This window comes from Klebsiella sp. 141162, from assembly GCF_050600755.1.
Lineage (GTDB): Bacteria > Pseudomonadota > Gammaproteobacteria > Enterobacterales > Enterobacteriaceae > Klebsiella > Klebsiella aerogenes.
In genome coordinates, this window is record NZ_JAQIRI010000007.1 from 64942 (window position 1) to 88803 (window position 23862).

Below are 23862 nucleotides of genomic sequence, written 5' to 3' on the forward strand. Positions count from 1 at the left end.
TTAACATTCGAGGGCAAGCATTGTAGCATCCCCGTAATTCATTACCGAGTCTCTATCATGTCCGAGCCGAAACGGCTGTTTTTCGCTCTTGAACTGCCGAAAGCGATACAGAAACAGATTATTCACTGGCGCGCCGCCCATTTTGCCGACGATGCCGGAAGGCCGGTCGCCGCCGATAACCTACATCTGACGCTGGCGTTTCTCGGCGACGTCAGCGCTGAAAAACAGCGCGCGCTGTCGGCAATGGCCGGACGCATTCAACAACCGCCATTTACCCTGACGCTCGACGACGCCGGCCAGTGGCTGCGTTCGCGCGTAGTGTGGCTCGGTACCCGCCAGCCGCCGCGCGGCATGCTGCAGCTGGCAAATATGCTGCGCGCTCAGGCAGCGCGGAGCGGCTGCTATCAAAGCCCGCAGCCGTTTCATCCGCATATCACCCTCCTGCGCGACGCCCGCCACGCGGTGCCGATCCCGCCGCCGGGTTTTTGCTGGCAGATGCCGGTCAACGAATTTGTGCTTTATGAGTCCAGCTTTCTCCGCGGGCGCACCCGCTACAACGTGCTGGAACGTTATCCATTTACCAGGGAACTCTGATGCTGTTCACTCCGCCTTTGCAGTCCGCCACTTTAATTAAACGTTACAAACGGTTTCTGGCCGATGTCGTCACGCCGGAGGGCCAGGAGCTGACGCTGCACTGCCCGAATACCGGCGCCATGACCGGCTGCGCCGCGCCGGGCGATACCGTCTGGTATTCCACTTCCGATAATCCTAAACGTAAATATGCGCATACCTGGGAATTAACTGAAACCCAACAGGGCGCGGTCATCTGCGTCAACACGCTGCGGGCCAATACCCTCGCGAAAGAGGCGGTACTCGCCGGAAATATCCCTGAGCTTGCCGGGTATAACATTCTGAAAAGCGAAGTAAAATATGGCGAAGAAAATAGCCGAATCGACCTTATGTTACAGGCAGAAGGCCGCCGTAACTGCTATATTGAAGTGAAATCGGTTACGTTGGCGGAAAAAGAGTACGGTTATTTTCCCGATGCCGTTACCGCACGCGGTCAGAAGCACCTGCGGGAACTCATGAGCGTCGCGGCCGCGGGCCATCGGGCCGTGATTTTATTCGCCGTGCTGCATTCGGCGATAGACCGTTTCTCACCCGCGCATCATATTGATGCCAAATACGCACAGCTGTTGATAGAGGCGCAGGAAAAGGGGGTAGAAATTCTCGCCTGGAAAGCGGAACTTTCTACCAAAATGATGACTCTGAATAAGCCGATTGCCGTGGCGTTAACCCCCGGTAATTAAAAGGCTAAATTGTGTCCGGTTCGCGAGCGCAAATACGCTTTTCTTCACAGCGTTGTCAAGTGTAACGTTTAGATAATTGCTATCCGGAAAAGCATCTGCTATTTATAGCGGCCTGATTTTTCCCCCACATGGGGATCGATAGTGCGTGTTAAGGAGAAGCAACATGCAAGAAGGGCAAAACCGTAAAACATCGTCCCTGAGTATTCTCGCCATCGCTGGGGTGGAGCCGTACCAAGAGAAGCCGGGCGAAGAGTATATGAACGAAGCCCAGCTGGCGCACTTCAAGCGCATTCTTGAAGCATGGCGTAATCAACTCAGGGATGAAGTGGATCGCACCGTAACGCATATGCAGGATGAAGCAGCTAACTTCCCGGACCCGGTCGACCGTGCCGCGCAGGAAGAAGAGTTCAGCCTGGAGCTGCGTAACCGCGACCGCGAACGTAAACTCATCAAGAAGATTGAGAAAACACTGAAAAAAGTCGAAGACGAAGACTTCGGCTTCTGCGAATCCTGTGGCGTGGAGATTGGCATTCGCCGTCTGGAAGCGCGTCCAACAGCTGACCTGTGCATCGACTGCAAGACGCTGGCGGAAATTCGCGAAAAACAGATGGCGGGTTAATTCCCAGCTACCTCACTCTCTGGCGGGAGTTTCTCCCGCCTGATTCCCCTTGTGTTTAACATGACCGACTCAGACTATATCGGGCGCTTTGCTCCCTCACCTTCCGGCGAACTCCACTTCGGCTCATTAATCGCCGCCCTCGGCAGCTATCTACAGGCGCGGGCGAAAGGCGGTATCTGGCGCGTACGCATTGAAGATATCGACCCGCCGCGGGAAGTTCCCGGCGCCGCCGACACTATTTTGCGACAGCTCGATCGCTACGGCCTGCACTGGGACGGCGAGGTACTGTGGCAATCCCAGCGGCACGAAGCCTATCGCGAGCGCCTCGCCTGGCTGCGCGATCGGGATCTCTGCTACTACTGCACCTGCACCCGCGCGCGCATTCATAGCGTCGGCGGGATCTACGACGGCCACTGTCGCGATTTGCGCCTTGGCGGCGAAAACGCCGCGCTGCGCCTGCGTCAGACCCGTCCGGTACTGGAATTTTATGACCAGTTGCGCGGAACCATCGTCGCCGACGAACCGCTGGCGCGGGAAGATTTCATCATCCATCGTCGCGACGGGCTGTTCGCCTATAATCTGGCGGTAGTGGTTGACGACCATTTTCAGGGGGTCAGCGAAATCGTCCGCGGCGCCGATCTCATCGAGCCAACGGTACGACAAATTTCATTGTATCAGCACTTTGGCTGGCCTGTGCCAGACTACGTGCACCTGCCGCTGGCGCTGAACGCCGAAGGTAATAAGCTCTCAAAACAAAACCACGCCCCGGCCCTGCCGGAGGGCGATCCGCGCCCGGAAATTGTGCGGGCATTAACATTTTTGAATCAGGATGTCGTCGAGGATTGGCAAGCGCTGAGTATTGAAGATTTACTCAAACAAGCGGTAGCCAACTGGCAACCTGCAAAAATCCAGCATTCTCAAATGGCTCCCGCTGAGCTATGATTAGCCGCTATTTTTGCTCGTCGCCCTTCAGGTTGCCCCTGAATTTGCCGTTTAAATGCAACCTGAAGCCCATAGAGTAATGTTTTATCCGAAGTTCGTCTGACACTACGAGGTGCACCATTTTTACCCGAGTCGCTAATTTTTGCCGCAAGGTGCTAAGCCGTGAAGAGCGCGAGGCAGAGGCTGCCGCCGTCGAACAAACGCATATGACGGTGATCCCGCGTGAACAGCATGCAATTTCCCGCAAAGATATCAGTGAAAACGCGCTCAAGGTGCTCTATCGACTGAACAAGGCGGGCTACGAAGCTTACCTGGTCGGCGGCGGCGTTCGCGACCTGCTGCTGGGCAAGAAACCAAAAGATTTTGACGTCACCACCAGCGCGACCCCGGACCAGGTACGTAAACTGTTCCGCAACTGCCGCCTGGTTGGCCGTCGTTTCCGCCTGGCGCACGTGATGTTCGGGCCGGAAATCATTGAGGTCGCCACCTTCCGCGGCCATCACGAAGGCCACACTAACGACCGTGTCACCTCCCAGCGCGGCCAGAACGGCATGCTGCTGCGCGATAACATCTTCGGTTCTATCGAAGAGGATGCCCAGCGCCGCGACTTCACCATCAACAGCCTTTATTACAGCGTGGCGGACTTCACCGTACGCGACTACGTTGGTGGAATGCGCGATCTGCAGGAAGGGGTGATTCGCCTGATTGGCGACCCGGAAACCCGTTACCGTGAAGATCCGGTGCGCATGCTGCGCGCGGTACGTTTCGCCGCCAAACTCCATATGCGCATCAGCGCCGAAAGCGCCGAGCCAATTCCGCGTCTGGCCACCCTTCTTCACGACGTCCCCCCGGCGCGTCTGTTTGAAGAAGTGCTGAAACTACTGCAGGCGGGTTATGGTTATGAAACCTACCAGCTGCTGCGCGAATACAGCCTGTTCCAGCCGCTGTTCCCGACGATCACCCGCTACTTCACCGAGCGCGGCGATAGCCCGATGGAACGCATCATCATTCAGGTGCTGAAGAATACCGATAACCGCCTGCATAACGACATGCGCGTTAACCCGGCATTCCTGTTCGCGGTCATGTTCTGGTATCCGCTGCTGGAAATGGCGCAGAAAATCGCGCAGGAGAGCGGGCTGGTCTATTACGACGCCTTCGCGCTGGCAATGAATGACGTGCTGGATGAAGCCTGCCGGACGCTGGCGATTCCTAAACGCATCACCACCCTGGTGCGCGATATCTGGCAGCTGCAGCTTCGTATGTCCCGCCGTCAGGGCAAACGCGCGTGGAAACTCATGGAGCATCCGAAGTTCCGCGCCGCCTATGATCTGCTTGAACTGCGCGCAGGCGCCGAGAACAACCACGAACTGCAGCGCCTGACCAAATGGTGGGGCGAGTTCCAGGTAGCCGCGCCGCCGGAACAGAAAGATATGCTCAACGACCTCGGCGACGATCCGGCTCCGCGCCGCCGCCATCGCCGCCCGCGGAAACGCGCGCCGCGTCAGGGTAACGCATGACCCTGGTCTATATCGCCATTGGCAGTAATCTCGCTTCGCCGCTCGAACAGGTGAATGCGGCTATCCGCGCGCTGGCCGACATTCCGGACAGCCGCGTGGCGAGCGTGTCTTCGCTGTACCGTACGCCGCCGCTGGGGCCGCAGGATCAGCCCGACTATCTCAATGCCGCCGTCGCGCTTGAAACCGCGCTCGCGCCGGAAGCGCTGCTCGATCACACTCAGCGCATCGAACTGCAGCAGGGACGGGAGCGGAAAGCCGAACGCTGGGGACCGCGAACGCTGGACCTCGACATTATGCTATTCGGCGATGCGGTCATTAACAGCGAGCGTCTGACGGTGCCGCACTACGATATGAAAAATCGCGGTTTTATGCTCTGGCCGCTGTTTGAAATCGCCCCACAGCTCCACTTCCCCGATGGCCTCGCCCTTCGCGCCGCGCTGGAAAATCTGGGCGCCGAAAAACCCGCTCTCTGGTAACCCCTACTCCCTTTTTTAGCATTTCCGGCGATAGTGGTAATCGGTTGCCCAAAATCATTGCCCCCCTGAATGCTGCTGTTAGAATGCCGGTTAATATGACTTTCATCATCAGGAAACGTTATGAAACCGACCACCATTGCCCTGCTGCAGAAATGCAAACAGGAGAAAAAGCGCTTCGCCACTATCACCGCCTACGACTACAGCTTCGCTAAGCTTTTTGCCGATGAAGGCATTAACGTCCTGCTGGTGGGCGATTCGCTAGGGATGACGGTACAGGGCCACGACTCCACGCTGCCGGTGACCGTTGACGATATCGCTTACCACACCCGCGCGGTGCGCCGCGGCGCGCCGAACAGCCTGCTGCTCGCCGACCTGCCGTTCATGGCCTACGCCACGCCGGAACAAACCTTTGAAAATGCCGCCGTCGTGATGCGCGCCGGCGCCAATATGGTCAAGCTCGAAGGCGGCGCCTGGCTGGCTGATACCGTCAGGATGCTGGCGGAGCGCGCGGTACCGGTTTGCGGTCACCTCGGTCTGACGCCGCAATCGGTGAACGTGTTCGGCGGCTATAAAGTACAAGGTCGCGGCGGTGCAGCGCAGGCGCTGTTTGATGACGCATTAGCCCTGGAAGCCGCCGGCGCCCAGCTGCTGGTGCTGGAGTGCGTGCCGGTAGAGCTGGCAAAACGCATTACCGAAGCGCTGACGATCCCGGTTATCGGCATCGGCGCAGGCAACGTGACCGATGGGCAAATCCTGGTGATGCATGACGCTTTCGGGATCACCGGGGGCCACATTCCTAAATTCGCGAAAAATTTCCTCGCAGAAGCGGGCGACATCCGCGCCGCGGTACGGCAGTATATTGCCGAAGTCGAATCCGGGACCTATCCGGGCGAAGAACATAGTTTCCATTAAGGAGTCTTGTTGTGCTGATAATTGAAACCCTGCCGCTGCTGCGCCAGCATATCCGTCGTTTACGCCAGGAAGGCAAGCGCATTGCGCTGGTTCCCACCATGGGCAACCTGCACGATGGTCATATGAAGCTGGTTGATGAAGCCAAAGCCTGCGCGGATGTCGTGGTGGTCAGTATCTTCGTGAATCCCATGCAATTTGACCGCCCGGACGATCTGGCGCGCTATCCGCGTACCCTGCAGGAAGATTGCGAAAAGCTGAACAAGCGCAAGGTCGATTTTGTCTTTGCTCCGGCGCCGGCGGAAATTTATCCGCAGGGTACCGAAGGGCAAACCTTCGTTGATGTCCCGGGCCTGTCGACCATGCTGGAAGGCGCCAGCCGCCCTGGCCACTTCCGCGGCGTCTCGACCATTGTCAGCAAGCTGTTCAACCTGGTGCAGCCGGATGTCGCCTGCTTCGGCGAGAAAGATTTCCAGCAGTTGGCGCTGATCCGCAAAATGGTCGCCGATATGGGTTATGACATCGAGATCGTCGGCGTGCCGATTATCCGCGCGAAAGACGGCCTGGCGCTGAGCTCGCGTAATGGTTATCTGACCGCCGAGCAGCGTAAAATCGCCCCGGGTCTGTATAAAGTGCTGAGCTCGGTGGCGGAAAAACTTGCGGCGGGCGAACGTCATCTTGAGGAAATCATCGCCATCGCCGAGCAGGAGCTCAACGAATCAGGTTTTCGCGCCGACGATATCCAGATCCGCGATGCCGACACCCTGCTGGAGCTCACGGATGCCAGCAAACGCGCGGTGATCCTGATGGCGGCATGGCTGGGCCAGGCGCGTCTGATTGATAACAAAATCGTCGCGCTGGGCCAGTAGTCCGGAACGAAAAATCGGGTTATTTTCTCAAAGCGGATGCCGTATCCGCTTTGCTACTTAAAGGTTGGAAGGTAGAAGTTATGATGCGTAATATGCTGCAGGGCAAGCTCCACCGCGTTAAAGTCACGCAGGCTGACCTGCATTACGAAGGTTCCTGCGCCATTGACCAGGATTTCCTCGAAGCGGCCGGTATTCTGGAAAATGAAGCCATTCATCTGTGGAACGTGACCAACGGAAACCGTTTCTCGACTTATGCGATCGCCGCCGAGCGCGGTTCGAAGATTATCTCCGTCAACGGCGCTGCGGCGCACTGCGCTAGCGTCGGCGATATCCTCATTATCGCCAGCTTCGTGACCATGTCTGACGAAGAAGCCCGCACCTGGCAGCCGAAAGTGGCCTATTTCGAAGGCGATAACGAAATGAAGCGCCAGGCGAAAGCTATTCCGGTGCAGGTCGCCTGATTCTTACGGCGCTGCGCTCAGCCGCAGCGCCGGTTTATCCTTGCGGCTGGTTGCTGATAAGCCGCGACATCGTCTCCAGCGAATCGGTGCGTAAGATATACAACCGCTTCAGCAAGAACGGATTATCCCCCGGTTTCACCTTCCCTCTCACCGTCGTTACCGCCAGATGAAAACCGGCATCGTTCGCCGCTTTGACCGCCGTGGCGTTATAGCCGCCGAATGGATACGAAAGATACAGCACATGTGGATTAAACTGGCTCAGCGCCCGCCGTGAACGCTCGAAATCAAAGAGAATATTGTGGTAATTACGGCTAAGTAATATCGGGTGACGGGCGGCATCGACCCGGTGCAGAAAATGGGTATGCGACTGCACATCAAACACGTCCTGAATCTGTCTGAGCTCAGAGATACTCATAAACTGCAGCGATTTCGGATCCCACTTTTGCGGATGACGTTTGATCCGCGATGAGATAATAAATGCCGTAGCGTGGAATCCGTACTGCTTGAGGATCGGATAAGCGTAGCGATTCACCGACTTGAGGCCGTCATCAAAGGTAATCACCACCGAGCGCGCAGGCAGATTAACCTTGTTACGTAAATACCCTTCCAGTTGATACATCGTCAGCGTGGTATAGCCCTGGTCACGCAGCCAGGTCATCTGGTTACTGAAAGCGCGCACCGAGGTGGTGGTCGAGGTATGGCGGAAACGGCTATTTTCTTCATCACGCAGAATATGGTGATAAGTCAGTACCGGAATGCCGTTATCTTCCTGCGCGTCCAGGCTGCTTACCCACGCCAGCCGGTTGCCGATACGAATTTGATACCAGGTCTGATTAAGGCGGTCTTTCAGCTTGCTGATAATGGGATAGCGCAGGTTATTGGCTAATGTGCCAAACGGCGGGCTGCCCGCTGACGGCGCATCGTAAACCGGCGTATCTTTCCAGGTCAGCAGGTTCTGGTTGCTCAATGGCTGGTGTAAATCGCCCAGGTTATCCTCAACCCGCTTTGCGCCCTGCACCGGCCCCAGGTGCCCTTTATCAATAAAGCCGGTACCGAAACCAAAATTGAATTCGTAATAGTCTGCGGTAGTCGGCACCACGGCAAGGATTTGCCCGGCGCGAACGTTGCCGACGCTCACTACATGGTTGCCGACCTGCGCCCAGATATCGGCATCTTCCGTGATTTGCATATAGCGTGCGGGGACGCCCTGTTGGCTGAGCAGGCTGGCGGAAACGCTGACTGACGTCAGCAAAAGGAATAGTGTTATGACTCGGGCAAACATGCGCATCGAACCGGTAAACCTGAATGCCGCCATTGTAACAAAAGCGGCATCAATGCTAATGCCTAATTTCCGAACGTGTCATGCAGGAGACGAAAAGGCGGATTTTTTTGCTGCTGATGCCACAGGCTGCTCACCGTGGGGCCTCCAGCGCTAACAATAGCATTACGGAAGGCATCGCTGCTGAGGGTATAGCGCTGTAAATACATTTCTTCCAGCAATGGATAGCGAATGCCGGAAATGACTTCACAGTGAGTATGCTTGTGGCTCATCAGCGCGGCGGCGCGATACGGCGCGGCACCGGTTTTATCGGTGAGAAAAATCACCCCATCGCCGCAGTCTGTGGCATGCAGCGCGTCGCACATCATGCGGCTCAGCATATTGACGCTCAGATTACGCCAGTAATTCACCGCCCGGCATTGCGCCAGCGGGCCAAACTTTTTCTCCAGACGATCCAGCATCTCCTGCGCCAGCTCATCATGGCAGGTAATTACCCAACCTAACATCGCCTACCTCCTTAGCAGGCAAACAATTTAGCAGGGCAAGCGTTGAGGTAGGGTGATGGGTATCAAAAATTACCGCATAGCGCCCCGGCAAAGTGAAATTAGCGGGGGCGCTTGTAGAGAGGTTAGCTACGCAGGCCGCGCCCGCGCTGGATCAGGTACCAGCACAGAATATAGAAGACCACGATGAACACCACCAGTACGCCAAAGGTGGTCGCCAGCGGGACGTCATGAATGCCGAGGAAACCAAAACGGAAGCCGCTAATCATGTAGACGATGGGGTTGAGATGCGACAGCGCTTGCCAGAACGGCGGCAGCAGCGTCAACGAATAGAACACCCCGCCAAGGTAAGTCAACGGCGTCAGCACGAAAGTCGGGATCAGGCTGATATCGTCGAAGGTTTTCGCAAACACCGCATTGAGCAGGCCCGCCAGCGAGAACAGAATTGCCGTCAAAATCAGCGTCAGGGCGACAAACAGCCAGGAATGAACCTGGAACGGGACGAAGAACAGCGAGATAGCCGTCACCAGAATGCCGACACACAGCCCGCGCGCCACCCCGCCGCCGACGTAACCGGCGATCACCACGTGGGTTGGCACCGGCGCCACCAGCAGTTCCTCAATATTGCGCTGGAACTTGGCGCTAAAGAACGACGAGGCGACGTTGGCGTAGGCGTTGGTGATCACCGCCATCATAATCAGCCCCGGCACGATAAACTGCATGTAGGTAAAACCGTGCATCTCGCCGATCCGCGAGCCGATCAGGTTGCCAAAGATGACGAAATAGAGGGTCATGGTGATCACCGGCGGCACCAGCGTCTGAACCCAGATACGCATAAACCGGTGGATCTCTTTGGTCCAGATGCTTTTCAGCGCGACCCAGTAAAGCTGCATCATGCTGATTCTCCTTTTTTGTCGTGCACCAGCGTGACAAACAACTCTTCCAGACGGTTGGCCTTGTTACGCATACTTAATACCTGCACGCCCTGGGCGCTTAGCTGGGCGAAAACGCTGTTAATCCCCTGCTCGCGCAACACTTCAACTTCCAGCGTCGAGGTATCAACCAGCCGGTACTGATACCCGTCGAGGGTTGGCAGCGGGCTTTTCGGCGCCAGATCGAGGATAAAGGTTTCCGATTTCAGCTTAGCCAGCAGCGCCTTCATTGAGGTGTTTTCCACCAGCTCGCCGCTCTGGATAATGCCGATATTACGACACAGCATTTCCGCCTCTTCCAGATAGTGGGTCGTGAGGATAATGGTGGTGCCTTTATCGTTAAGATCTTTGAGGAAACCCCACATCGAGCGACGTAGTTCGATATCAACGCCAGCGGTGGGTTCATCAAGAATGAGCAGCTTCGGCTCATGCATCAGCGCGCGGGCAATCATCAGGCGGCGCTTCATCCCGCCGGAGAGCATACGCGCGCGTTCATTGCGCTTTTCCCACAGATCGAGCTGTTTCAGATACTTTTCGCTACGCAAAATTGCTTCTTTACGCTCAACGCCATAGTAACCCGCCTGGTTAACCACGATCTGCTGTACGGTTTCGAATGGGTTGAAGTTGAACTCCTGCGGCACCAGCCCTAACTGGCGCTTGGCGTTCACCACATCTTTTTCCAGGTCGTAGCCAAATACGTTAACCTGGCCGGAGGTTTTATTAACCAGCGAACTAATGATGCCGATAGTCGTGGATTTCCCCGCGCCGTTAGGGCCCAGCAGCGCATAAAAGTCGCCGGCTTCAACCTGCAGGTCAATGCCTTTCAGCGCCTGAACCCCGCCGGGATAGGTTTTCTTGAGCTGTTTTAATTCCAGAGCAATGGTCATTAAATATCTCTTCTCGTGTCATCACACGTGATGTAATGTTTTCAAAAAGGTGAGCTTACCCTATATTAGCGCAACGCACTTACTTGGTTACAGGCCGTAAACGTCCATGAATGATATAGATACACTCATCAGCAATAATGCACTATGGTCAAAAATGCTGGTGGAAGAGGACCCCGGCTTCTTTGCGAAATTGTCGCAGGCGCAGAAACCGCGCTTTCTGTGGATTGGCTGCTCCGATAGCCGCGTCCCCGCGGAGCGCTTAACCGGCCTGGAACCCGGTGAATTATTCGTACACCGTAACGTCGCCAATCTGGTGATCCATACCGACCTGAACTGCCTGTCGGTGGTGCAATACGCCGTTGACGTGCTGGAAGTCGAACACATTATTATCTGCGGCCACTACGGCTGTGGCGGCGTACAGGCGGCGGTCGAGAACCCGGAGCTGGGGCTCATTGATAACTGGCTGCTGCACATTCGCGATATCTGGTTTAAACACAGCTCGCTGCTCGGTGAGATGCCGGAAGATCGGCGTCTGGATACGCTTTGCGAACTGAACGTGATGGAGCAGGTATACAACCTGGGACACTCGACGATCATGCAGTCGGCGTGGAAACGTGGCCAAAAGGTGACGATCCACGGCTGGGCTTATGGTATTCACGACGGACTGCTGCGCGATCTTGATGTCACCGCCGTCAGCCGGGAAACCCTCGAGCAGCGCTATCGCCACGGGATTTCCAATCTCAAGAGCAAGCACGCCAACCATAAATAGCCGCCGCGCTCACCGCCCCGGATAAGGCGTTCACCCTATCCGGGACCGCAACAATAATTACTCGTCCAGCAGGATCACTTTACCGACGTACGGCAGGTGGCGATAGCGCTGAGCATAGTCGATGCCGTAGCCCACCACGAACTCATCCGGAATGGCAAAACCGACAAACTCAACCGGGACGTTCACTTCACGACGGCTTGGTTTATCCAGCAGCGTACAGATAGCCAGCGATTTCGGCTCGCGCAGGCTGAGGATTTCGCGCACTTTAGACAGGGTGTTGCCGGAATCGATGATGTCTTCGACGATCAGTACGTCCTTACCGCGAATGTCTTCATCAAGATCTTTAAGGATTTTGACATCACGGGTGGTGGACATGCCGCTGCCATAGCTGGAGGCGGTCATAAAGTCGACTTCATGCGGCACCTGAACCTCACGGCACAGGTCAGCCATAAACATAAATGAACCGCGCAACAGACCCACCAGCACCATTTCGCTGCCGCTGTCTTTGTAGCGTTCATTAATTTGACGACCCAGTTCGGCGATACGCGCTTTGATCTCGGCTTCCGGGATCATCACTTCTACAGTATGTTTCATTAAACTAACCATTTGATTCTTAGGATAAATCTTCAAAGCCGCTGCTTTCACACCGACGTTGACCGGCAAGCGATACAGTATACCAGCAAAACGAAATCTTCGGTGCAGTGAATAATAAAGCCATATTTGTGATTCCGATCACAGTTGTTAAATCCTATAATTAATTGCAGTTAAAAAATTAACAACTGAAGAGTGTCTTTCTATGGCAGAAACAAAATCTCAACAATCACGGTTACTTGTCACGCTGACGGCGCTGTTTGCCGCCTTCTGTGGCCTGTATCTGTTAATCGGTGGGGTATGGCTGGCCGCTATCGGCGGTTCCTGGTACTACCCTATCGCAGGCCTGGTGATGCTGGCCGTCACCGTCATGCTGTTCCGCGGCAAGCGCGCAGCGCTGTGGCTGTATGCCGCCCTGTTGCTGGCAACCATGATTTGGGGGGTATGGGAAGTCGGCTTCGACTTCTGGGCGCTGACGCCGCGCAGCGACATCCTGGTCTTCTTCGGCATTTGGCTGATTCTGCCATTTGTCTGGCGTCGCCTGCCGGTACCCTCCGCTGGCGCCGTGGGCGGTCTGGTTATCGCCCTGTTGATTAGCGGCGGGATCCTGACCTGGGCCGGTTTCAACGACCCGCAGGAGGTGAACGGTACGCTGAGCGCTGACGCGACGCCTGCCGCGCCGATTTCTACCGTCGCCGATAGCGACTGGCCGGCCTATGGCCGTAACCAGGAAGGCCAGCGTTATTCGCCGCTGAAACAGATTAACGCCGACAACGTGAAGAACCTGAAGGAAGCCTGGGTATTCCGCACCGGCGACCTGAAGCAGCCGAACGATCCGGGTGAAATCACTAACGAAGTGACGCCGATTAAAGTTGGCGACACGCTGTATCTGTGTACCGCGCACCAGCGTCTGTTCGCGCTTGACGCGGCCACCGGTAAAGAGAAGTGGCATTTTGACCCGCAGCTGAACGCCGATCCGTCGTTCCAGCACGTGACCTGCCGTGGCGTCTCCTATCATGAAGCGAAAGCGGATAACGCCCCTGCCGACGTCGTCGCCGATTGCCCGCGCCGTATTATTCTGCCGGTCAACGATGGCCGTCTGTTCGCGGTGAACGCCGACAACGGTAAGCTGTGCGAAACCTTTGCTAATAAAGGCATTCTCAACCTGCAGACCAACATGCCGGTGACCACGCCGGGCATGTATGAACCGACGTCGCCGCCGATTATCACCGACAAGACTATCGTCATTGCCGGCGCGGTAACCGATAACTTCTCCACCCGCGAGCCATCAGGCGTGATCCGCGGCTTTGATGTGAATACCGGTAAACTGCTGTGGGCCTTCGACCCGGGTGCGAAAGACCCTAATGCGATCCCGAGCGATGAGCATCACTTCACACTCAATTCACCTAACTCCTGGGCGCCTGCCGCCTATGACGCGAAGCTGGATTTAGTCTATCTGCCGATGGGCGTTACCACGCCGGATATCTGGGGCGGCAACCGCACACCGGAACAGGAACGTTACGCCAGCTCTATCGTGGCGCTGAACGCAACCACCGGTAAACTGGCGTGGAGCTACCAAACCGTACACCACGATCTGTGGGATATGGATATGCCGTCGCAGCCGACATTGGCCGACATTGATGTGAACGGTAAAAGCGTACCGGTGATTTACGCTCCGGCCAAAACCGGCAACATCTTCGTGCTGGATCGTCGTAATGGCGAACTGGTGGTCCCGGCGCCGGAAAAACCGGTTCCGCAGGGTGCGGCGAAAGGCGATTACGTTGCTAAAACCCAGCCGTTCTCCGAGCTGAGCTTCCGTCCGAAGAAAGACCTGACCGGCGCGGATATGTGGGGCGCCACCATGTTTGACCAGCTGGTGTGCCGCGTTATCTTCCATCAGATGCGCTATGAAGGTATCTTCACGCCGCCGTCCGAACAGGGCACGCTGGTATTCCCGGGTAACCTGGGGATGTTTGAGTGGGGCGGCATCTCCGTCGATCCTAACCGTCAGGTGGCTATCGCCAACCCGATGGCGCTGCCGTTCGTCTCTAAACTGATCCCACGCGGCCCGGGCAACCCGATGGAACCGCCAAAAGACGCGAAAGGCTCCGGTACCGAGTCTGGCGTTCAGCCGCAGTATGGCGTGCCGTTCGGCGTTACGCTGAACCCGTTCCTGTCGCCGTTTGGCCTGCCGTGTAAACAACCGGCATGGGGTTATATCTCGGCGCTGGATCTGAAGACCAACGAAGTGGTGTGGAAAAAACGCATCGGTACGCCGCAGGATAGTCTGCCGTTCCCGCTGCCTGTCCCGCTGCCGTTCAATATGGGTATGCCGATGCTGGGCGGTCCGATCTCCACCGCCGGTAACGTGCTGTTTATCGCCGCCACCGCCGATAACTATCTGCGCGCTTACAACATGAGCAATGGCGAAAAACTGTGGCAGGCGCGTCTGCCGGCAGGTGGCCAGGCGACGCCGATGACCTATGAAGTGAATGGCAAGCAGTACGTTGTCATCTCTGCCGGCGGTCATGGCTCGTTCGGTACGAAAATGGGCGACTACATCGTTGCCTACGCGTTACCGGATGACGCGAAGTAAAACGCAAAACGGCAACGAAAGTTGCCGTTTTTTTTGCCCCTCTCCCCATGGGAGTGGGCGGCAGGCTGTACAGTCCTACACGGTGAATCCCAACATCATCCCGGTATCTTCATGCTCCAGCAGATGACAGTGCGCCATATAGGCGAACTCCTTTGGCGCCTGATGATCGAACTTCACCAGCACTTCGCTCACCCCGCCCTCCACTCTTACCGTATCCTTCCAGCCGCGCCGATGCGCCGCCGGCGCCTGGCTATTTTCACTCAGAATACGGAATTGCGTGCCATGAATATGGAAAGGATGCAGCATCATGTCGCCCTTACCGGAGATCAGCCAGCGCTCGTACTGCCCCCTGGCCGCGGCAAACATCGGCACATTCATATCAAAGGCCTTGCCATTGATGCGGTTGGCGCTATGGAAATCAAAACCCTTGTCTGATGAAGCGCCATGTCCCATGCCACCGCCATGGTTCATATTCTTCATTTCACCATGATTCATATTTCCCATATTGTTCATGTCGCCATGCCCCATCATTCCATGATTCATACCGGACATCGCCTGGTCGCCATATTTCTTCATTAGCGCCTGCATACCCATCATGTCGAGCATAGGATCCATCGACAGCTGCAGCGTGCGCTGCGTCAGCCCCTCCAGTGACGGCAGCGCGGGTATCGCGGCCAAAGTATCGGGTAACTTACCGGAGGCCGGGATCAATAGCGGCTGTATACGGAGCACCGGCTGCGGCTTATCAAATGGCGCAATCGCCATCCCCATTTGGCTCACCGGCATCGTCAGGAGATCAAATGCCTTCCCGTCGCGGGTATCAATTAAAACCTCAAAGCGCTCGCCCATCAGCACCGGCAGTTCGCTCACTTTGACCGGTTCCGCCAACAGGCCGCCGTCGCTTGCTATTACGTACATTGGGCGGCGATCGCTGGTAGCGAAATTCAACGAGCGGGCATTACAGCCATTAAGCAGACGCAGGCGTAACCAACCTCGCGGCGGAGCGTGTTCGGGATACAGCGCGCCGTTCGTCAACAGGGTATCGCCAAACCAGCCAACGGCGGCGCTCATGATATCGAGCTGATAATCTATTTCGCCATTGGCATTGAATCTTTTGTCCTGCACGATCACCGGAACATCATCGATTCCCCACTGCTTCGGAAGCAGTAATTGCCCGCTTTCGACATCTTCAATCAGCACCAAACCCGCCAGCCCCATGGCAACCTGACGGCCGGTTTTACCATGCTGATGAGGATGGAACCAGCAGGTCGCCGCTCGCTGCGTCGGCGTAAAACTCACCGTCCTTGAGGCTCCTGCGGCGATGACGCCCTGCGGACCGCCATCGACTTCGCCTGGCACTTCCAGCCCGTGCCAGTGGACCGTGGTCTCCTCCGCCAGGCGGTTGTGAATATCTACCGTCACCGCTTCACCTTGCTTCAGCTTCAACGCGGGCCCGAGGAGGTTGCCGTTATAGCCCCAGGTCGTCGCAAGATGCGGGCCAAACTGCGTCTTTCCGGCTTGAATCGTCAGCGTAATGCGATTGCGCGCGTCAGCGGTCAATAAATCCGGAACCGGCAAAGCCGGACGGCCGGCAGCGAATACCGCACGGCTCCAGAGCGGTAAGGCGCTGACCGCGCCAAGCGCGGCGCCTAATTTGATAAACTCACGACGTTGCATTTTCACATCCTTTTATTCTGCTGGTGAATATTTAAGCTTAAACCCTCCCGCAACGGGAAGGTCAAGCAGAAGCTTGTGAATAAAGCTCTGCGTGGTGTAAAGAAGTATGCTAACTTTGATTGTCCGTGTTTCAATGGTAGAAAAAATGAAGACGTTTTTCAGAACAATGCTGTTTGGCAGCCTGCTCGCCCTCTCCGCCAATAGCTATGCATTAAGCGAGTCCGAAGCGGAAGATATGGCTGATTTAACGGCGGTATTTGTATTCCTGAAAAATGATTGCGGCTATCAAAATTTGCCAAATACGCAAATTCGCCGCGCGCTGGTCTTTTTTGCCCAGCAAAACCAATGGGACCTCAGCAACTACGATAGCTTTAATATGAAAGCATTAGGTGAGGACAGCTATCGCGATCTCAGCGGCATCAAAATCCCAACCGCCAAAAAGTGCAAAGCTCTGGCGCGTGACTCCCTTAGCCTGCTGGCCTATGTGAAGTAAACGTATCTGCAGCCGCCGCGATGCGGTTGCAGAATGCTATATTATTCTTTTCCCCTGTGATTCATTTACTATGAATTCATTGCGCGATACTTTTATTTCACATGCAGCTAATATGCTTTATATTCATTAATTAGACGACGGCTTAATTTATCAAAAAAAATCACATTCAGGAGAGAATAATTCAACTCATCGTTTATTGCAAAGACCTACTGGCTAATTAAAATCGCCTGCAACCTCTCTTATTGCAATGGAATGACATTTTGAATATCTCACCTGTTTTTCGCTTACTTCCGTTCGCTGTTATCATGTTAGCTGGCTGCCAGGCGCATCGTCAGGCTAACGCTCCCATAACGCCACCAATCGCCATTGCCACCGACGCGCAACAGAATGAAAAGCTGCGACTGGCCGCTGAGCAGGAGCGACTTAATGCCTGTCGCCAGGCGTTGGATTCGTTAAAAGAAGTCAATCCGAAAGAAGCCTCAAGACTGGGTAGTGAATTCACCGCTCTGATAGGCGCGGCGTCGCAATATAACTCAGTGCGTACGAAAGTCGCCGATCCCACCCGTCAGGGCATAGATTCTATGTATCAATTTAAATCTATTAAGCTTTGCGCCGATATTGAAAAGTCGCTGATCGATAGCCTGGTCATGCGCGGCGATAATGCGGTGAAGTGACAGGCGCCATGATAAATCGCCTTAATATATTGACGCTGGCCTTCATTTTGCTGGCGTCCCTTTTTATTGCTTATGCGCAAGCGGATGACGATGCGCCTGCATTTCTCAACTATGTCCAGCAGCAGGAGAAAAAAGAGAAGAAAGAGATACCTCCGGCGCCGGAGGTCAGTAAACCAACCAGAGCCCGCGAGAACAACACCGCAGCGCTGCAAAAAAAGCTGGCCGCGCAAAAAAGTCTCATCGCCGACAAAGATAAGATCATCCGCCAACTGCAGGCACAGCTGAAATCGCCACCTCCCGCCACGATGCCAGCGCCGGTAGATAATGCAGCGTTGAATAAAACCATCGCACAACTCCAGAGCCGGATTGCTGCTTTGGACACGGAAAACAAACGGCTTGTGCAGCAAGTCGGTACCGTTCAGCAGGAAAAAGCCGACGGCGCGGATAATCTCAAACGCTCTGCCGCCGCTTTGCAGGCGCAAACGGTAAAGCTCAACGCGCTGGAGAGAGACAAGCAGGCCCTGAGCGATAAGCTGGCTGCGGCAATGGCGGAGCAGCAGAAACTGAGCACCGAACTCGCCGGCGTAAAAACCACCGCCGCCACGACAGCCAAATCACCCACGCTAAACCTCAGCAGCGCTCCACAGCAGCAGGCATATTCGGTTGGCGTGTCGATAGGGCAAGATGCGCTTAACACGCTGTCCAGTCAGGCAGCGAAAGGGTTAAACCTGCAACAGGAAACCGTTCTTAAGGGGATTAACGATGTTTTTGCCGGTAAGCCGGCGCTGGATGACAAAGCACGCAATAAGGCGCTTTTCGACGTCTCACAACGGTTATACAAAAACATTGATAAGCTTGAGCAGCAAACTCTCCGCGAAGGTAAAAAGTATCAGCAGCAATTCGCCGCGCAGAAAGGCGCAGTGCTTAAAGAGGGTATTTACAGCCGTATAGACTACCCCGGTAAAGGTAAGGTCGCTGATAACGATATCGTCACCGTCGTTATCAAAGAAAGCTTGATCGACGGTACCGTGATAAACGATATGGAAGCCGAATATAAGGTCTGGACCCAGGCGCTAAGTCAATATCCCGAAACCTTCCGTGAACCGCTTAAACGTCTTAGTAACCATGGCGCCATCACTATTGTTGTTCCGCCGGAGCGGGCCTACGGCAGCAAAGGAATCCCCGGAAAAATTCCGCCTGGCGCGACGATGGTGTATAGCGTGCGAATTGTTGACGCCAGACCCAACAGCAACCAACAATCCAGAGCATCTGCGCCGAAAACCTCACGCTAAGCGAGAGTTCATCTAAACAATAGAAGGTTTACTATTCGCCATATCAATCTCTATCTATAGTTGGCTATGATGTGGTGCCCGCGTGGCGGGCGCGACAGAAGTTAACAAAGGAGGAGTAAGCCATGGCCGAGAGTAATCACTGGCATGAGACGCTGCACGACCATTTTGGTCAATATTTTACCGTTGATAACGTGCTGTACCATGAGAAGACCGATCATCAGGATTTAATCATCTTCGAAAATGCGGCATTTGGCCGCGTGATGGCGCTTGATGGCGTGGTGCAAACCACCGAGCGCGATGAGTTTATTTATCATGAAATGATGACCCACGTTCCGCTGCTGGCGCATGGTCACGCAAAGCACGTGCTGATCATCGGCGGCGGCGATGGCGCGATGCTGCGTGAAGTCTCCCGCCACCAACATATCGAAACCATTACCATGGTGGAAATCGACGCCGGGGTGGTCTCGTTCTGCCGTCAGTATCTACCAAACCATAATGCCGGCGCCTATGACGACCCGCGCTTTACGCTGGTGATTGATGACGGCGTGAACTTCGTCAACCAAACGTCACAAACCTTTGATGTCATTATCTCCGACTGTACCGACCCGATCGGCCCCGGTGAGAGCCTCTTTACTTCGGCGTTTTATGCCGGTTGTAAACGTTGCCTGAATCCCGGCGGAATTTTCGTTGCCCAGAACGGCGTAAGCTTCCTGCAGCAGGATGAAGCGGTCGGCAGCCATCGCAAGCTCAGCCACTATTTCACCGATGTCAGCTTCTACCAGGCGGCGATCCCGACCTACTATGGCGGCATCATGACCTTTGCCTGGGCGACCGATAATGAAGCACTGCGTCATTTGTCGACGGAAATTATTCAGGCCCGCTTCCATAGCGCCGGGCTGAAATGCCGTTATTACAATCCGGCAATTCATACCGCGGCTTTCGCGCTACCGCAGTACCTGCTGGATGCGCTGACCGCCAGCTAACCTGAAACGAGGAGGTGAACCAAATTGAAAAAGCTTAAGCTGCACGGCTTCAACAACCTGACTAAAAGCCTGAGTTTTTGTATTTACGATATCTGCTACGCTAAAACCGCCGAAGAGCGCGATGGCTATATCGCCTATATCGATGAACTCTATAATGCCAATCGCCTGACGGAAATCCTTTCTGAGACCTGTTCAATCATTGGCGCCAACATACTCAACATCGCACGCCAGGATTATGAACCGCAGGGCGCAAGCGTCACCATTTTGGTTAGCGAAGAGCCTATCGACCCGCAGCTTATCGATCAGAGCGAGCATCCGGGCCCGCTGCCTGAGACCGTGGTCGCACATCTCGATAAAAGCCACATCTGCGTGCATACCTATCCGGAAAGCCATCCGGAAGGCGGCCTGTGCACCTTCCGCGCCGATATTGAAGTCTCCACCTGTGGGGTGATTTCACCGCTGAAGGCGCTGAACTACCTGATTCACCAACTGGAATCCGATATCGTAACCATTGATTATCGCGTGCGTGGGTTCACTCGTGATATCAACGGCATGAAGCATTTTATCGATCATGAAATCAACTCAATTCAGAACTTCATGTCAGAAGATATGAAGTCGCTCTATGACATGGTGGACGTGAACGTCTATCAGGAAAATATGTTCCATACCAAAATGATGCTGAAAGAGTTCGATCTGAAGCACTACATGTTCCATACCAAACCGGAAGAGTTAAGCGAACAAGAGCGCAAGGTGATTACCGACCTGTTGTGGAAAGAGATGCGGGAAATTTATTACGCCCGCAATATACCTGCGGTGTAACATCTGAAATGCCCGGCGGCGCTTTTGCCTGCCGGGCCTACGGTTCCGCGCCGCCCGGCACAAAACGAATCATTAACGCTGCTGCATAAATTCACGGTATGCGGCAACCACCTGCAGGAAATCCTCCACGCCGCAAAGAGAGAGGCTCTCTTCGTCGTAGTAGTTCATCCCCTCTTCCATTTCATCGCCGGAAAATTCCAGTTGGTTGGCGCGGATCATCACTTCTTCGCCATCCAGCCACAACGTATATTCATGGCCGGCTCGCTGCCAGGAACGTTCACTGCCTTTCACGGTGCGCGCTGCCTGTTCCACTTCATCCAGAAGAGCCAGGTTATCTTTCACCTCTTCGTTGAACCAGTGACCAATCGCCTCGTGGTCCATCGACATTCGCACCTTTACCACACCGGTAATATCGCGCAGAAATTCGTAATCCATAATCTTTTCCTCTGCAAGGGCAATGCGTCACCGCTGCACTGTACCCATAACCTAATTATCGCAGCAGACAGGAAGAAAAAAAGCGCAACGGGTGGGAGGTTTAAAAATAAAAATGCCCGCTGATGCAATGTTCAGCGGGCATTGGAGAGTTTGTAGCCAAACGGTCAGCCAGGCTGACCGAACGGATTACACAGCGGTCTGGAAAATCACGCCGTCAGCTTTTTCAGTGTACTGATCCAGCTGGTTAAAGTTCAGATAGCGATAGGTATCTTCCGCCGTCTTATCAACCTGAGCGACGAAGGTCTGGTACTCTTCCGGCGTCGGCAGTTTGCCCAGCAGAGAAGCGACCGCCGCCAGTTCGGCAGAGGCCAGATAAACGTTGGCGCCGGTACCTAAACGGTTCGGGAAGTTACGGGTAGAGGTCGACACGACGGTCGCGCCGTCAGCCACGCGCGCCTGGTTGCCCATACACAGGGAACAGCCAGGGATTTCGATACGCGCGCCGCTCTTACCAAACACGCTGTAGTAGCCTTCTTCAGTCAACTGCGCGGCATCCATACGGGTTGGCGGCGCCACCCACAGGCGAGTCGGCAGTTGGCCTTTGTGGCTGTCCAGCAGTTTACCTGCAGCACGGAAGTGGCCAATGTTGGTCATGCAGGAACCGATAAACACTTCGTCGATCTTCTCACCCTGCACGTCCGACAGCAGACGCGCATCGTCCGGATCGTTCGGCGCGCACAGAATAGGCTCTTTGATATCCGCCAGATCGATGTCGATCACTGCCGCGTATTCCGCATCAGCGTCGGCTTCCAGCAGCTGCGGATCCGCCAGCCATTTTTCCATGCCCTGGATACGGCGCTCCAGCGTACGGCGATCGCCGTAACCTTCCGCGATCATCCACTTCAGCAGGACGATGTTGGAGTTCAGATACTCAACGATCGGCTCTTTGTTCAGCTTGATGGTACAACCAGCAGCAGAACGCTCAGCGGAAGCATCGGTCAGTTCAAACGCCTGCTCGACTTTCAGATCCGGCAGACCTTCGATTTCAAGGATGCGGCCAGAGAAGATGTTTTTCTTACCTTTCTTCTCAACGGTCAGCAGGCCCTGCTTAATGGCATACAGCGGGATGGCGTGAACCAGGTCGCGCAGAGTAATACCCGGCTGCATTTTACCTTTGAAGCGCACCAGTACTGATTCCGGCATATCCAGCGGCATCACGCCGGTCGCGGCGGCGAAGGCCACCAGACCAGAACCCGCCGGGAAGGAGATACCGATTGGGAAACGGGTATGGGAGTCGCCGCCGGTACCGACGGTATCAGGCAGCAGCATACGGTTCAGCCAGGAGTGGATAACGCCATCACCCGGACGCAGTGAAACACCGCCGCGGTTCATGATGAAGTCCGGCAGAGTGTGGTGCGTGGTGACGTCAACCGGCTTCGGATAAGCCGCAGTGTGGCAGAAGGACTGCATCACCAGGTCCGCGGAGAAGCCCAGGCACGCCAGGTCTTTCAGCTCATCGCGGGTCATTGGACCGGTGGTGTCCTGAGAACCGACGGAGGTCATTTTCGGCTCGCAATAAGCGCCCGGACGGATACCGGCAACGCCGCAGGCGCGGCCAACCATTTTCTGCGCCAGAGAGAAGCCGCGGTTGCTTTCCGCCACATCTTTCGCATGACGGAAAACGTCGCTGTGCGGCAGCCCCAGCGCTTCGCGCGCTTTGGTCGTCAGGCCGCGACCGATGATCAGCGGAATACGGCCGCCGGCGCGCACTTCGTCGATCAGTACATCGGTTTTCAGTTCAAAGCTTGCCAACAGCTCGTTGGTTTCGTGGTTACGCACTTCACCTTTGAACGGGTAAACGTCAATGACGTCGCCCATGTTGAGGTTGCTCACGTCCACTTCAATAGGCAGCGCGCCCGCATCTTCCATGGTATTGAAGAAGATAGGCGCAATTTTGCCGCCCAGGCACAGGCCGCCGCCGCGCTTGTTCGGTACGTTCGGGATATCGTCGCCCATGAACCACAGCACCGAGTTGGTGGCGGATTTACGCGAAGAACCGGTACCAACAACGTCGCCAACGTAGGCCAGCGGGAAGCCTTTCTGCTGCAGCGCTTCAATTTGTTTAATCGGGCCGACCGCGCCCGGCTGATCCGGCTCAATTCCTTCGCGAGCGTTTTTCAGCATCGCCAGAGCGTGCAGTGGGATATCCGGACGGGACCAGGCATCAGGTGCCGGAGACAAGTCATCGGTATTGGTTTCGCCGGTAACTTTGAAGACGGTAACGGTGATTTTTTCCGCCAGTTGCGGACGGTTCAGGAACCACTCGGCATCAGCCCAGGATTGCATAACCTGTTTAGCGTACTCATTACCCGCTTTGGCTTTCTCTTCTACGTCATAGAAGTTATCGAACATCAGCAGGGTATGGGACAGCGCTTTCGCGGCAATCGGCGCCAGTTTGGCATCGTCCAGCGCTTCAATCAGGGGGTGAATATTGTAACCGCCCTGCATGGTGCCCAGCAGTTCAACGGCTTTTTCAGGGGTAACCAGTGGGGAGGTCGCTTCGCCTTTGGCGATAGCGGCAAGGAATCCGGCTTTAACATAGGCGGCTTCATCGACGCCCGGCGGTACACGGTTGGTAAGCAGATCTAACAGGAATTCATCTTCACCCGCTGGCGGGTTTTTCAGCAGTTCTACCAGCGCGGCCATTTGGGTTGCGTCTAAGGGTTTGGCAACAATCCCCATGGCGGCACGCTCAGCTACGTGCTTACGGTATTCTTCTAGCACGACGGTTCTCCTCGCTCTCATTGTAAAATGCGGTAGGCGATTTTC

Annotated in this window: 25 protein-coding genes; 16 read left to right on the top strand and 9 right to left on the bottom strand. The window is 55.3% G+C overall.

Annotated elements, in window-relative coordinates:
- Positions 1-57: 57 nt before the first annotated feature.
- The 9 genes from thpR (at position 58) to panD (ending at position 7103) form a co-directional block, all read left to right on the top strand.
- Positions 58-594, top strand: coding sequence for an RNA 2',3'-cyclic phosphodiesterase (thpR, locus tag PGR23_RS18260; protein ID WP_047078123.1), 537 nt, complete (start codon positions 58-60; stop codon positions 592-594).
- A complete protein-coding gene (gene sfsA, locus PGR23_RS18265) occupies positions 594-1310 on the top strand; it encodes a DNA/RNA nuclease SfsA (protein WP_045390098.1) in 717 nt (238 codons plus the stop codon). The genes thpR and sfsA overlap by 1 nt, the downstream gene beginning before the upstream one ends.
- A gap of 163 nt (positions 1311-1473) precedes the next feature.
- Complete coding sequence (gene dksA, locus PGR23_RS18270) at positions 1474-1929, top strand: RNA polymerase-binding protein DksA (RefSeq protein WP_007373199.1); 456 nt, start codon at positions 1474-1476, stop codon at positions 1927-1929.
- Positions 1930-1989: 60 nt separating this feature from the next.
- Complete coding sequence (gene gluQRS, locus PGR23_RS18275; protein WP_047050158.1) at positions 1990-2871, top strand: tRNA glutamyl-Q(34) synthetase GluQRS; 882 nt, start codon at positions 1990-1992, stop codon at positions 2869-2871.
- A 119-nt stretch (positions 2872-2990) separates the two neighbouring features.
- Positions 2991-4388: a polynucleotide adenylyltransferase PcnB gene (pcnB, locus tag PGR23_RS18280; protein ID WP_072058187.1), complete on the top strand. Its 1398-nt coding sequence runs from the start codon at positions 2991-2993 to the stop codon at positions 4386-4388.
- Positions 4385-4864: a 2-amino-4-hydroxy-6-hydroxymethyldihydropteridine diphosphokinase gene (gene folK, locus PGR23_RS18285; protein WP_045390092.1), complete on the top strand. Its 480-nt coding sequence runs from the start codon at positions 4385-4387 to the stop codon at positions 4862-4864. Before pcnB ends, folK begins: the two co-directional genes overlap by 4 nt.
- A gap of 120 nt (positions 4865-4984) precedes the next feature.
- On the top strand, positions 4985-5776 hold the full coding sequence (gene panB / locus PGR23_RS18290; RefSeq protein WP_396279911.1) for a 3-methyl-2-oxobutanoate hydroxymethyltransferase: 792 nt from the start codon (positions 4985-4987) through the stop codon (positions 5774-5776).
- Positions 5777-5787: 11 nt separating this feature from the next.
- The gene (gene panC, locus PGR23_RS18295; protein WP_289576234.1) at positions 5788-6642 is read left to right on the top strand and encodes a pantoate--beta-alanine ligase; all 855 of its coding nucleotides are present in this window, start codon (positions 5788-5790) and stop codon (positions 6640-6642) included.
- 80 nt (positions 6643-6722) lie between these two features.
- Positions 6723-7103 carry an aspartate 1-decarboxylase gene (gene panD / locus PGR23_RS18300; RefSeq protein ID WP_015368200.1) on the top strand — a complete coding sequence of 127 codons (381 nt, stop codon included), beginning with the start codon at positions 6723-6725 and terminating at the stop codon, positions 7101-7103.
- Between the two features lie 34 nt (positions 7104-7137).
- Here panD and PGR23_RS18305 read toward each other — a convergent pair whose 3' ends face one another.
- From PGR23_RS18305 to PGR23_RS18320, 4 genes are all read right to left on the bottom strand, one after another.
- Entirely contained in the window at positions 7138-8391 is a 1254-nt protein-coding gene (locus tag PGR23_RS18305; RefSeq protein WP_045390088.1) for a polysaccharide deacetylase family protein, read from the bottom strand.
- Between the two features lie 56 nt (positions 8392-8447).
- Positions 8448-8888, bottom strand: coding sequence for a PTS sugar transporter subunit IIA (locus PGR23_RS18310; protein WP_015368202.1), 441 nt, complete (start codon positions 8886-8888; stop codon positions 8448-8450).
- Between the two features lie 122 nt (positions 8889-9010).
- Positions 9011-9781 carry an ABC transporter permease gene (locus tag PGR23_RS18315; RefSeq protein WP_045390083.1) on the bottom strand — a complete coding sequence of 257 codons (771 nt, stop codon included), beginning with the start codon at positions 9779-9781 and terminating at the stop codon, positions 9011-9013.
- Positions 9778-10704: an ABC transporter ATP-binding protein gene (locus PGR23_RS18320; protein WP_015368204.1), complete on the bottom strand. Its 927-nt coding sequence runs from the start codon at positions 10702-10704 to the stop codon at positions 9778-9780. The genes PGR23_RS18315 and PGR23_RS18320 overlap by 4 nt, the downstream gene beginning before the upstream one ends.
- A 106-nt stretch (positions 10705-10810) precedes the next feature.
- Here PGR23_RS18320 and can point away from each other — a divergent pair, with 106 nt between their 5' ends.
- Positions 10811-11473 (top strand): carbonate dehydratase, encoded by a 663-nt coding sequence (gene can, locus PGR23_RS18325; protein ID WP_045390077.1) that lies wholly within the window; start codon positions 10811-10813, stop codon positions 11471-11473.
- Between the two features lie 57 nt (positions 11474-11530).
- On the opposite strand, the gene hpt is transcribed toward can, so the two are convergent.
- Both hpt and PGR23_RS18335 read right to left on the bottom strand, forming a co-directional pair.
- Positions 11531-12067: a hypoxanthine phosphoribosyltransferase gene (hpt, locus tag PGR23_RS18330; protein ID WP_015368206.1), complete on the bottom strand. Its 537-nt coding sequence runs from the start codon at positions 12065-12067 to the stop codon at positions 11531-11533.
- Positions 12068-12086: 19 nt separating this feature from the next.
- Positions 12087-12191 (bottom strand): hypothetical protein, encoded by a 105-nt coding sequence (locus tag PGR23_RS18335; protein WP_161801955.1) that lies wholly within the window; start codon positions 12189-12191, stop codon positions 12087-12089.
- Between the two features lie 78 nt (positions 12192-12269).
- On the opposite strand from PGR23_RS18335, the gene PGR23_RS18340 reads away from it, so the two are divergent.
- Positions 12270-14660, top strand: a complete 2391-nt coding sequence (locus PGR23_RS18340) for a glucose/quinate/shikimate family membrane-bound PQQ-dependent dehydrogenase (RefSeq protein WP_047078128.1) — start codon at positions 12270-12272, stop codon at positions 14658-14660.
- Positions 14661-14735: 75 nt separating this feature from the next.
- Here the strand turns inward: PGR23_RS18340 and cueO are convergent, their stop codons facing one another.
- Positions 14736-16337 carry a multicopper oxidase CueO gene (gene cueO, locus PGR23_RS18345; RefSeq protein ID WP_396279912.1) on the bottom strand — a complete coding sequence of 534 codons (1602 nt, stop codon included), beginning with the start codon at positions 16335-16337 and terminating at the stop codon, positions 14736-14738.
- 145 nt (positions 16338-16482) lie between these two features.
- Between cueO and PGR23_RS18350 the strand changes: the two genes are divergently transcribed.
- The 5 genes from PGR23_RS18350 to speD all read left to right on the top strand — a co-directional run bounded on the left by PGR23_RS18350 (position 16483) and on the right by speD (position 20598).
- Positions 16483-16830, top strand: a complete 348-nt coding sequence (locus tag PGR23_RS18350) for a YacC family pilotin-like protein (RefSeq protein ID WP_015704423.1) — start codon at positions 16483-16485, stop codon at positions 16828-16830.
- A 260-nt stretch (positions 16831-17090) separates the two neighbouring features.
- A complete protein-coding gene (locus PGR23_RS18355) occupies positions 17091-17504 on the top strand; it encodes a hypothetical protein (RefSeq protein WP_047078130.1) in 414 nt (137 codons plus the stop codon).
- 8 nt (positions 17505-17512) lie between these two features.
- Positions 17513-18796 carry an FKBP-type peptidyl-prolyl cis-trans isomerase N-terminal domain-containing protein gene (locus tag PGR23_RS18360; protein WP_396279913.1) on the top strand — a complete coding sequence of 428 codons (1284 nt, stop codon included), beginning with the start codon at positions 17513-17515 and terminating at the stop codon, positions 18794-18796.
- Between the two features lie 122 nt (positions 18797-18918).
- Entirely contained in the window at positions 18919-19779 is an 861-nt protein-coding gene (gene speE, locus PGR23_RS18365) for a polyamine aminopropyltransferase (RefSeq protein ID WP_045390062.1), read from the top strand.
- 24 nt (positions 19780-19803) lie between these two features.
- Positions 19804-20598 carry an adenosylmethionine decarboxylase gene (gene speD / locus PGR23_RS18370; RefSeq protein ID WP_015368213.1) on the top strand — a complete coding sequence of 265 codons (795 nt, stop codon included), beginning with the start codon at positions 19804-19806 and terminating at the stop codon, positions 20596-20598.
- Between the two features lie 72 nt (positions 20599-20670).
- Here the strand turns inward: speD and yacL are convergent, their stop codons facing one another.
- Positions 20671-21033, bottom strand: a complete 363-nt coding sequence (yacL, locus tag PGR23_RS18375; protein WP_015368214.1) for a protein YacL — start codon at positions 21031-21033, stop codon at positions 20671-20673.
- Between the two features lie 186 nt (positions 21034-21219).
- The gene (gene acnB, locus PGR23_RS18380) at positions 21220-23817 is read right to left on the bottom strand and encodes a bifunctional aconitate hydratase 2/2-methylisocitrate dehydratase (protein ID WP_072201386.1); all 2598 of its coding nucleotides are present in this window, start codon (positions 23815-23817) and stop codon (positions 21220-21222) included.
- Between the last annotated feature and the right edge of the window lie 45 nt (positions 23818-23862).

Excerpts from the sequence above, each read along its gene's own strand:
- PGR23_RS18320 (WP_015368204.1), bottom strand. The coding sequence starts at position 10,704 with ATGACCATTGCTCTGGAATTAAAACAGCTCAAGAAAACCTATCCCGGC.
- cueO (WP_396279912.1), bottom strand. The coding sequence starts at position 16,337 with ATGCAACGTCGTGAGTTTATCAAATTAGGCGCCGCGCTTGGCGCGGTC.
- hpt (WP_015368206.1), bottom strand. The coding sequence starts at position 12,067 with ATGAAACATACTGTAGAAGTGATGATCCCGGAAGCCGAGATCAAAGCG.
- PGR23_RS18315 (WP_045390083.1), bottom strand. The coding sequence starts at position 9,781 with ATGATGCAGCTTTACTGGGTCGCGCTGAAAAGCATCTGGACCAAAGAG.
- panB (WP_396279911.1), top strand. The coding sequence starts at position 4,985 with ATGAAACCGACCACCATTGCCCTGCTGCAGAAATGCAAACAGGAGAAA.
- PGR23_RS18305 (WP_045390088.1), bottom strand. The coding sequence starts at position 8,391 with ATGCGCATGTTTGCCCGAGTCATAACACTATTCCTTTTGCTGACGTCA.
- gluQRS (WP_047050158.1), top strand. The coding sequence starts at position 1,990 with ATGACCGACTCAGACTATATCGGGCGCTTTGCTCCCTCACCTTCCGGC.
- yacL (WP_015368214.1), bottom strand. The coding sequence starts at position 21,033 with ATGGATTACGAATTTCTGCGCGATATTACCGGTGTGGTAAAGGTGCGA.
- PGR23_RS18350 (WP_015704423.1), top strand. The coding sequence starts at position 16,483 with ATGAAGACGTTTTTCAGAACAATGCTGTTTGGCAGCCTGCTCGCCCTC.
- PGR23_RS18360 (WP_396279913.1), top strand. The coding sequence starts at position 17,513 with ATGATAAATCGCCTTAATATATTGACGCTGGCCTTCATTTTGCTGGCG.
- PGR23_RS18310 (WP_015368202.1), bottom strand. The coding sequence starts at position 8,888 with ATGTTAGGTTGGGTAATTACCTGCCATGATGAGCTGGCGCAGGAGATG.
- sfsA (WP_045390098.1), top strand. The coding sequence starts at position 594 with ATGCTGTTCACTCCGCCTTTGCAGTCCGCCACTTTAATTAAACGTTAC.
- PGR23_RS18335 (WP_161801955.1), bottom strand. The coding sequence starts at position 12,191 with ATGGCTTTATTATTCACTGCACCGAAGATTTCGTTTTGCTGGTATACT.
- panD (WP_015368200.1), top strand. The coding sequence starts at position 6,723 with ATGATGCGTAATATGCTGCAGGGCAAGCTCCACCGCGTTAAAGTCACG.
- PGR23_RS18340 (WP_047078128.1), top strand. The coding sequence starts at position 12,270 with ATGGCAGAAACAAAATCTCAACAATCACGGTTACTTGTCACGCTGACG.
- thpR (WP_047078123.1), top strand. The coding sequence starts at position 58 with ATGTCCGAGCCGAAACGGCTGTTTTTCGCTCTTGAACTGCCGAAAGCG.
- can (WP_045390077.1), top strand. The coding sequence starts at position 10,811 with ATGAATGATATAGATACACTCATCAGCAATAATGCACTATGGTCAAAA.
- folK (WP_045390092.1), top strand. The coding sequence starts at position 4,385 with ATGACCCTGGTCTATATCGCCATTGGCAGTAATCTCGCTTCGCCGCTC.
- dksA (WP_007373199.1), top strand. The coding sequence starts at position 1,474 with ATGCAAGAAGGGCAAAACCGTAAAACATCGTCCCTGAGTATTCTCGCC.
- speE (WP_045390062.1), top strand. The coding sequence starts at position 18,919 with ATGGCCGAGAGTAATCACTGGCATGAGACGCTGCACGACCATTTTGGT.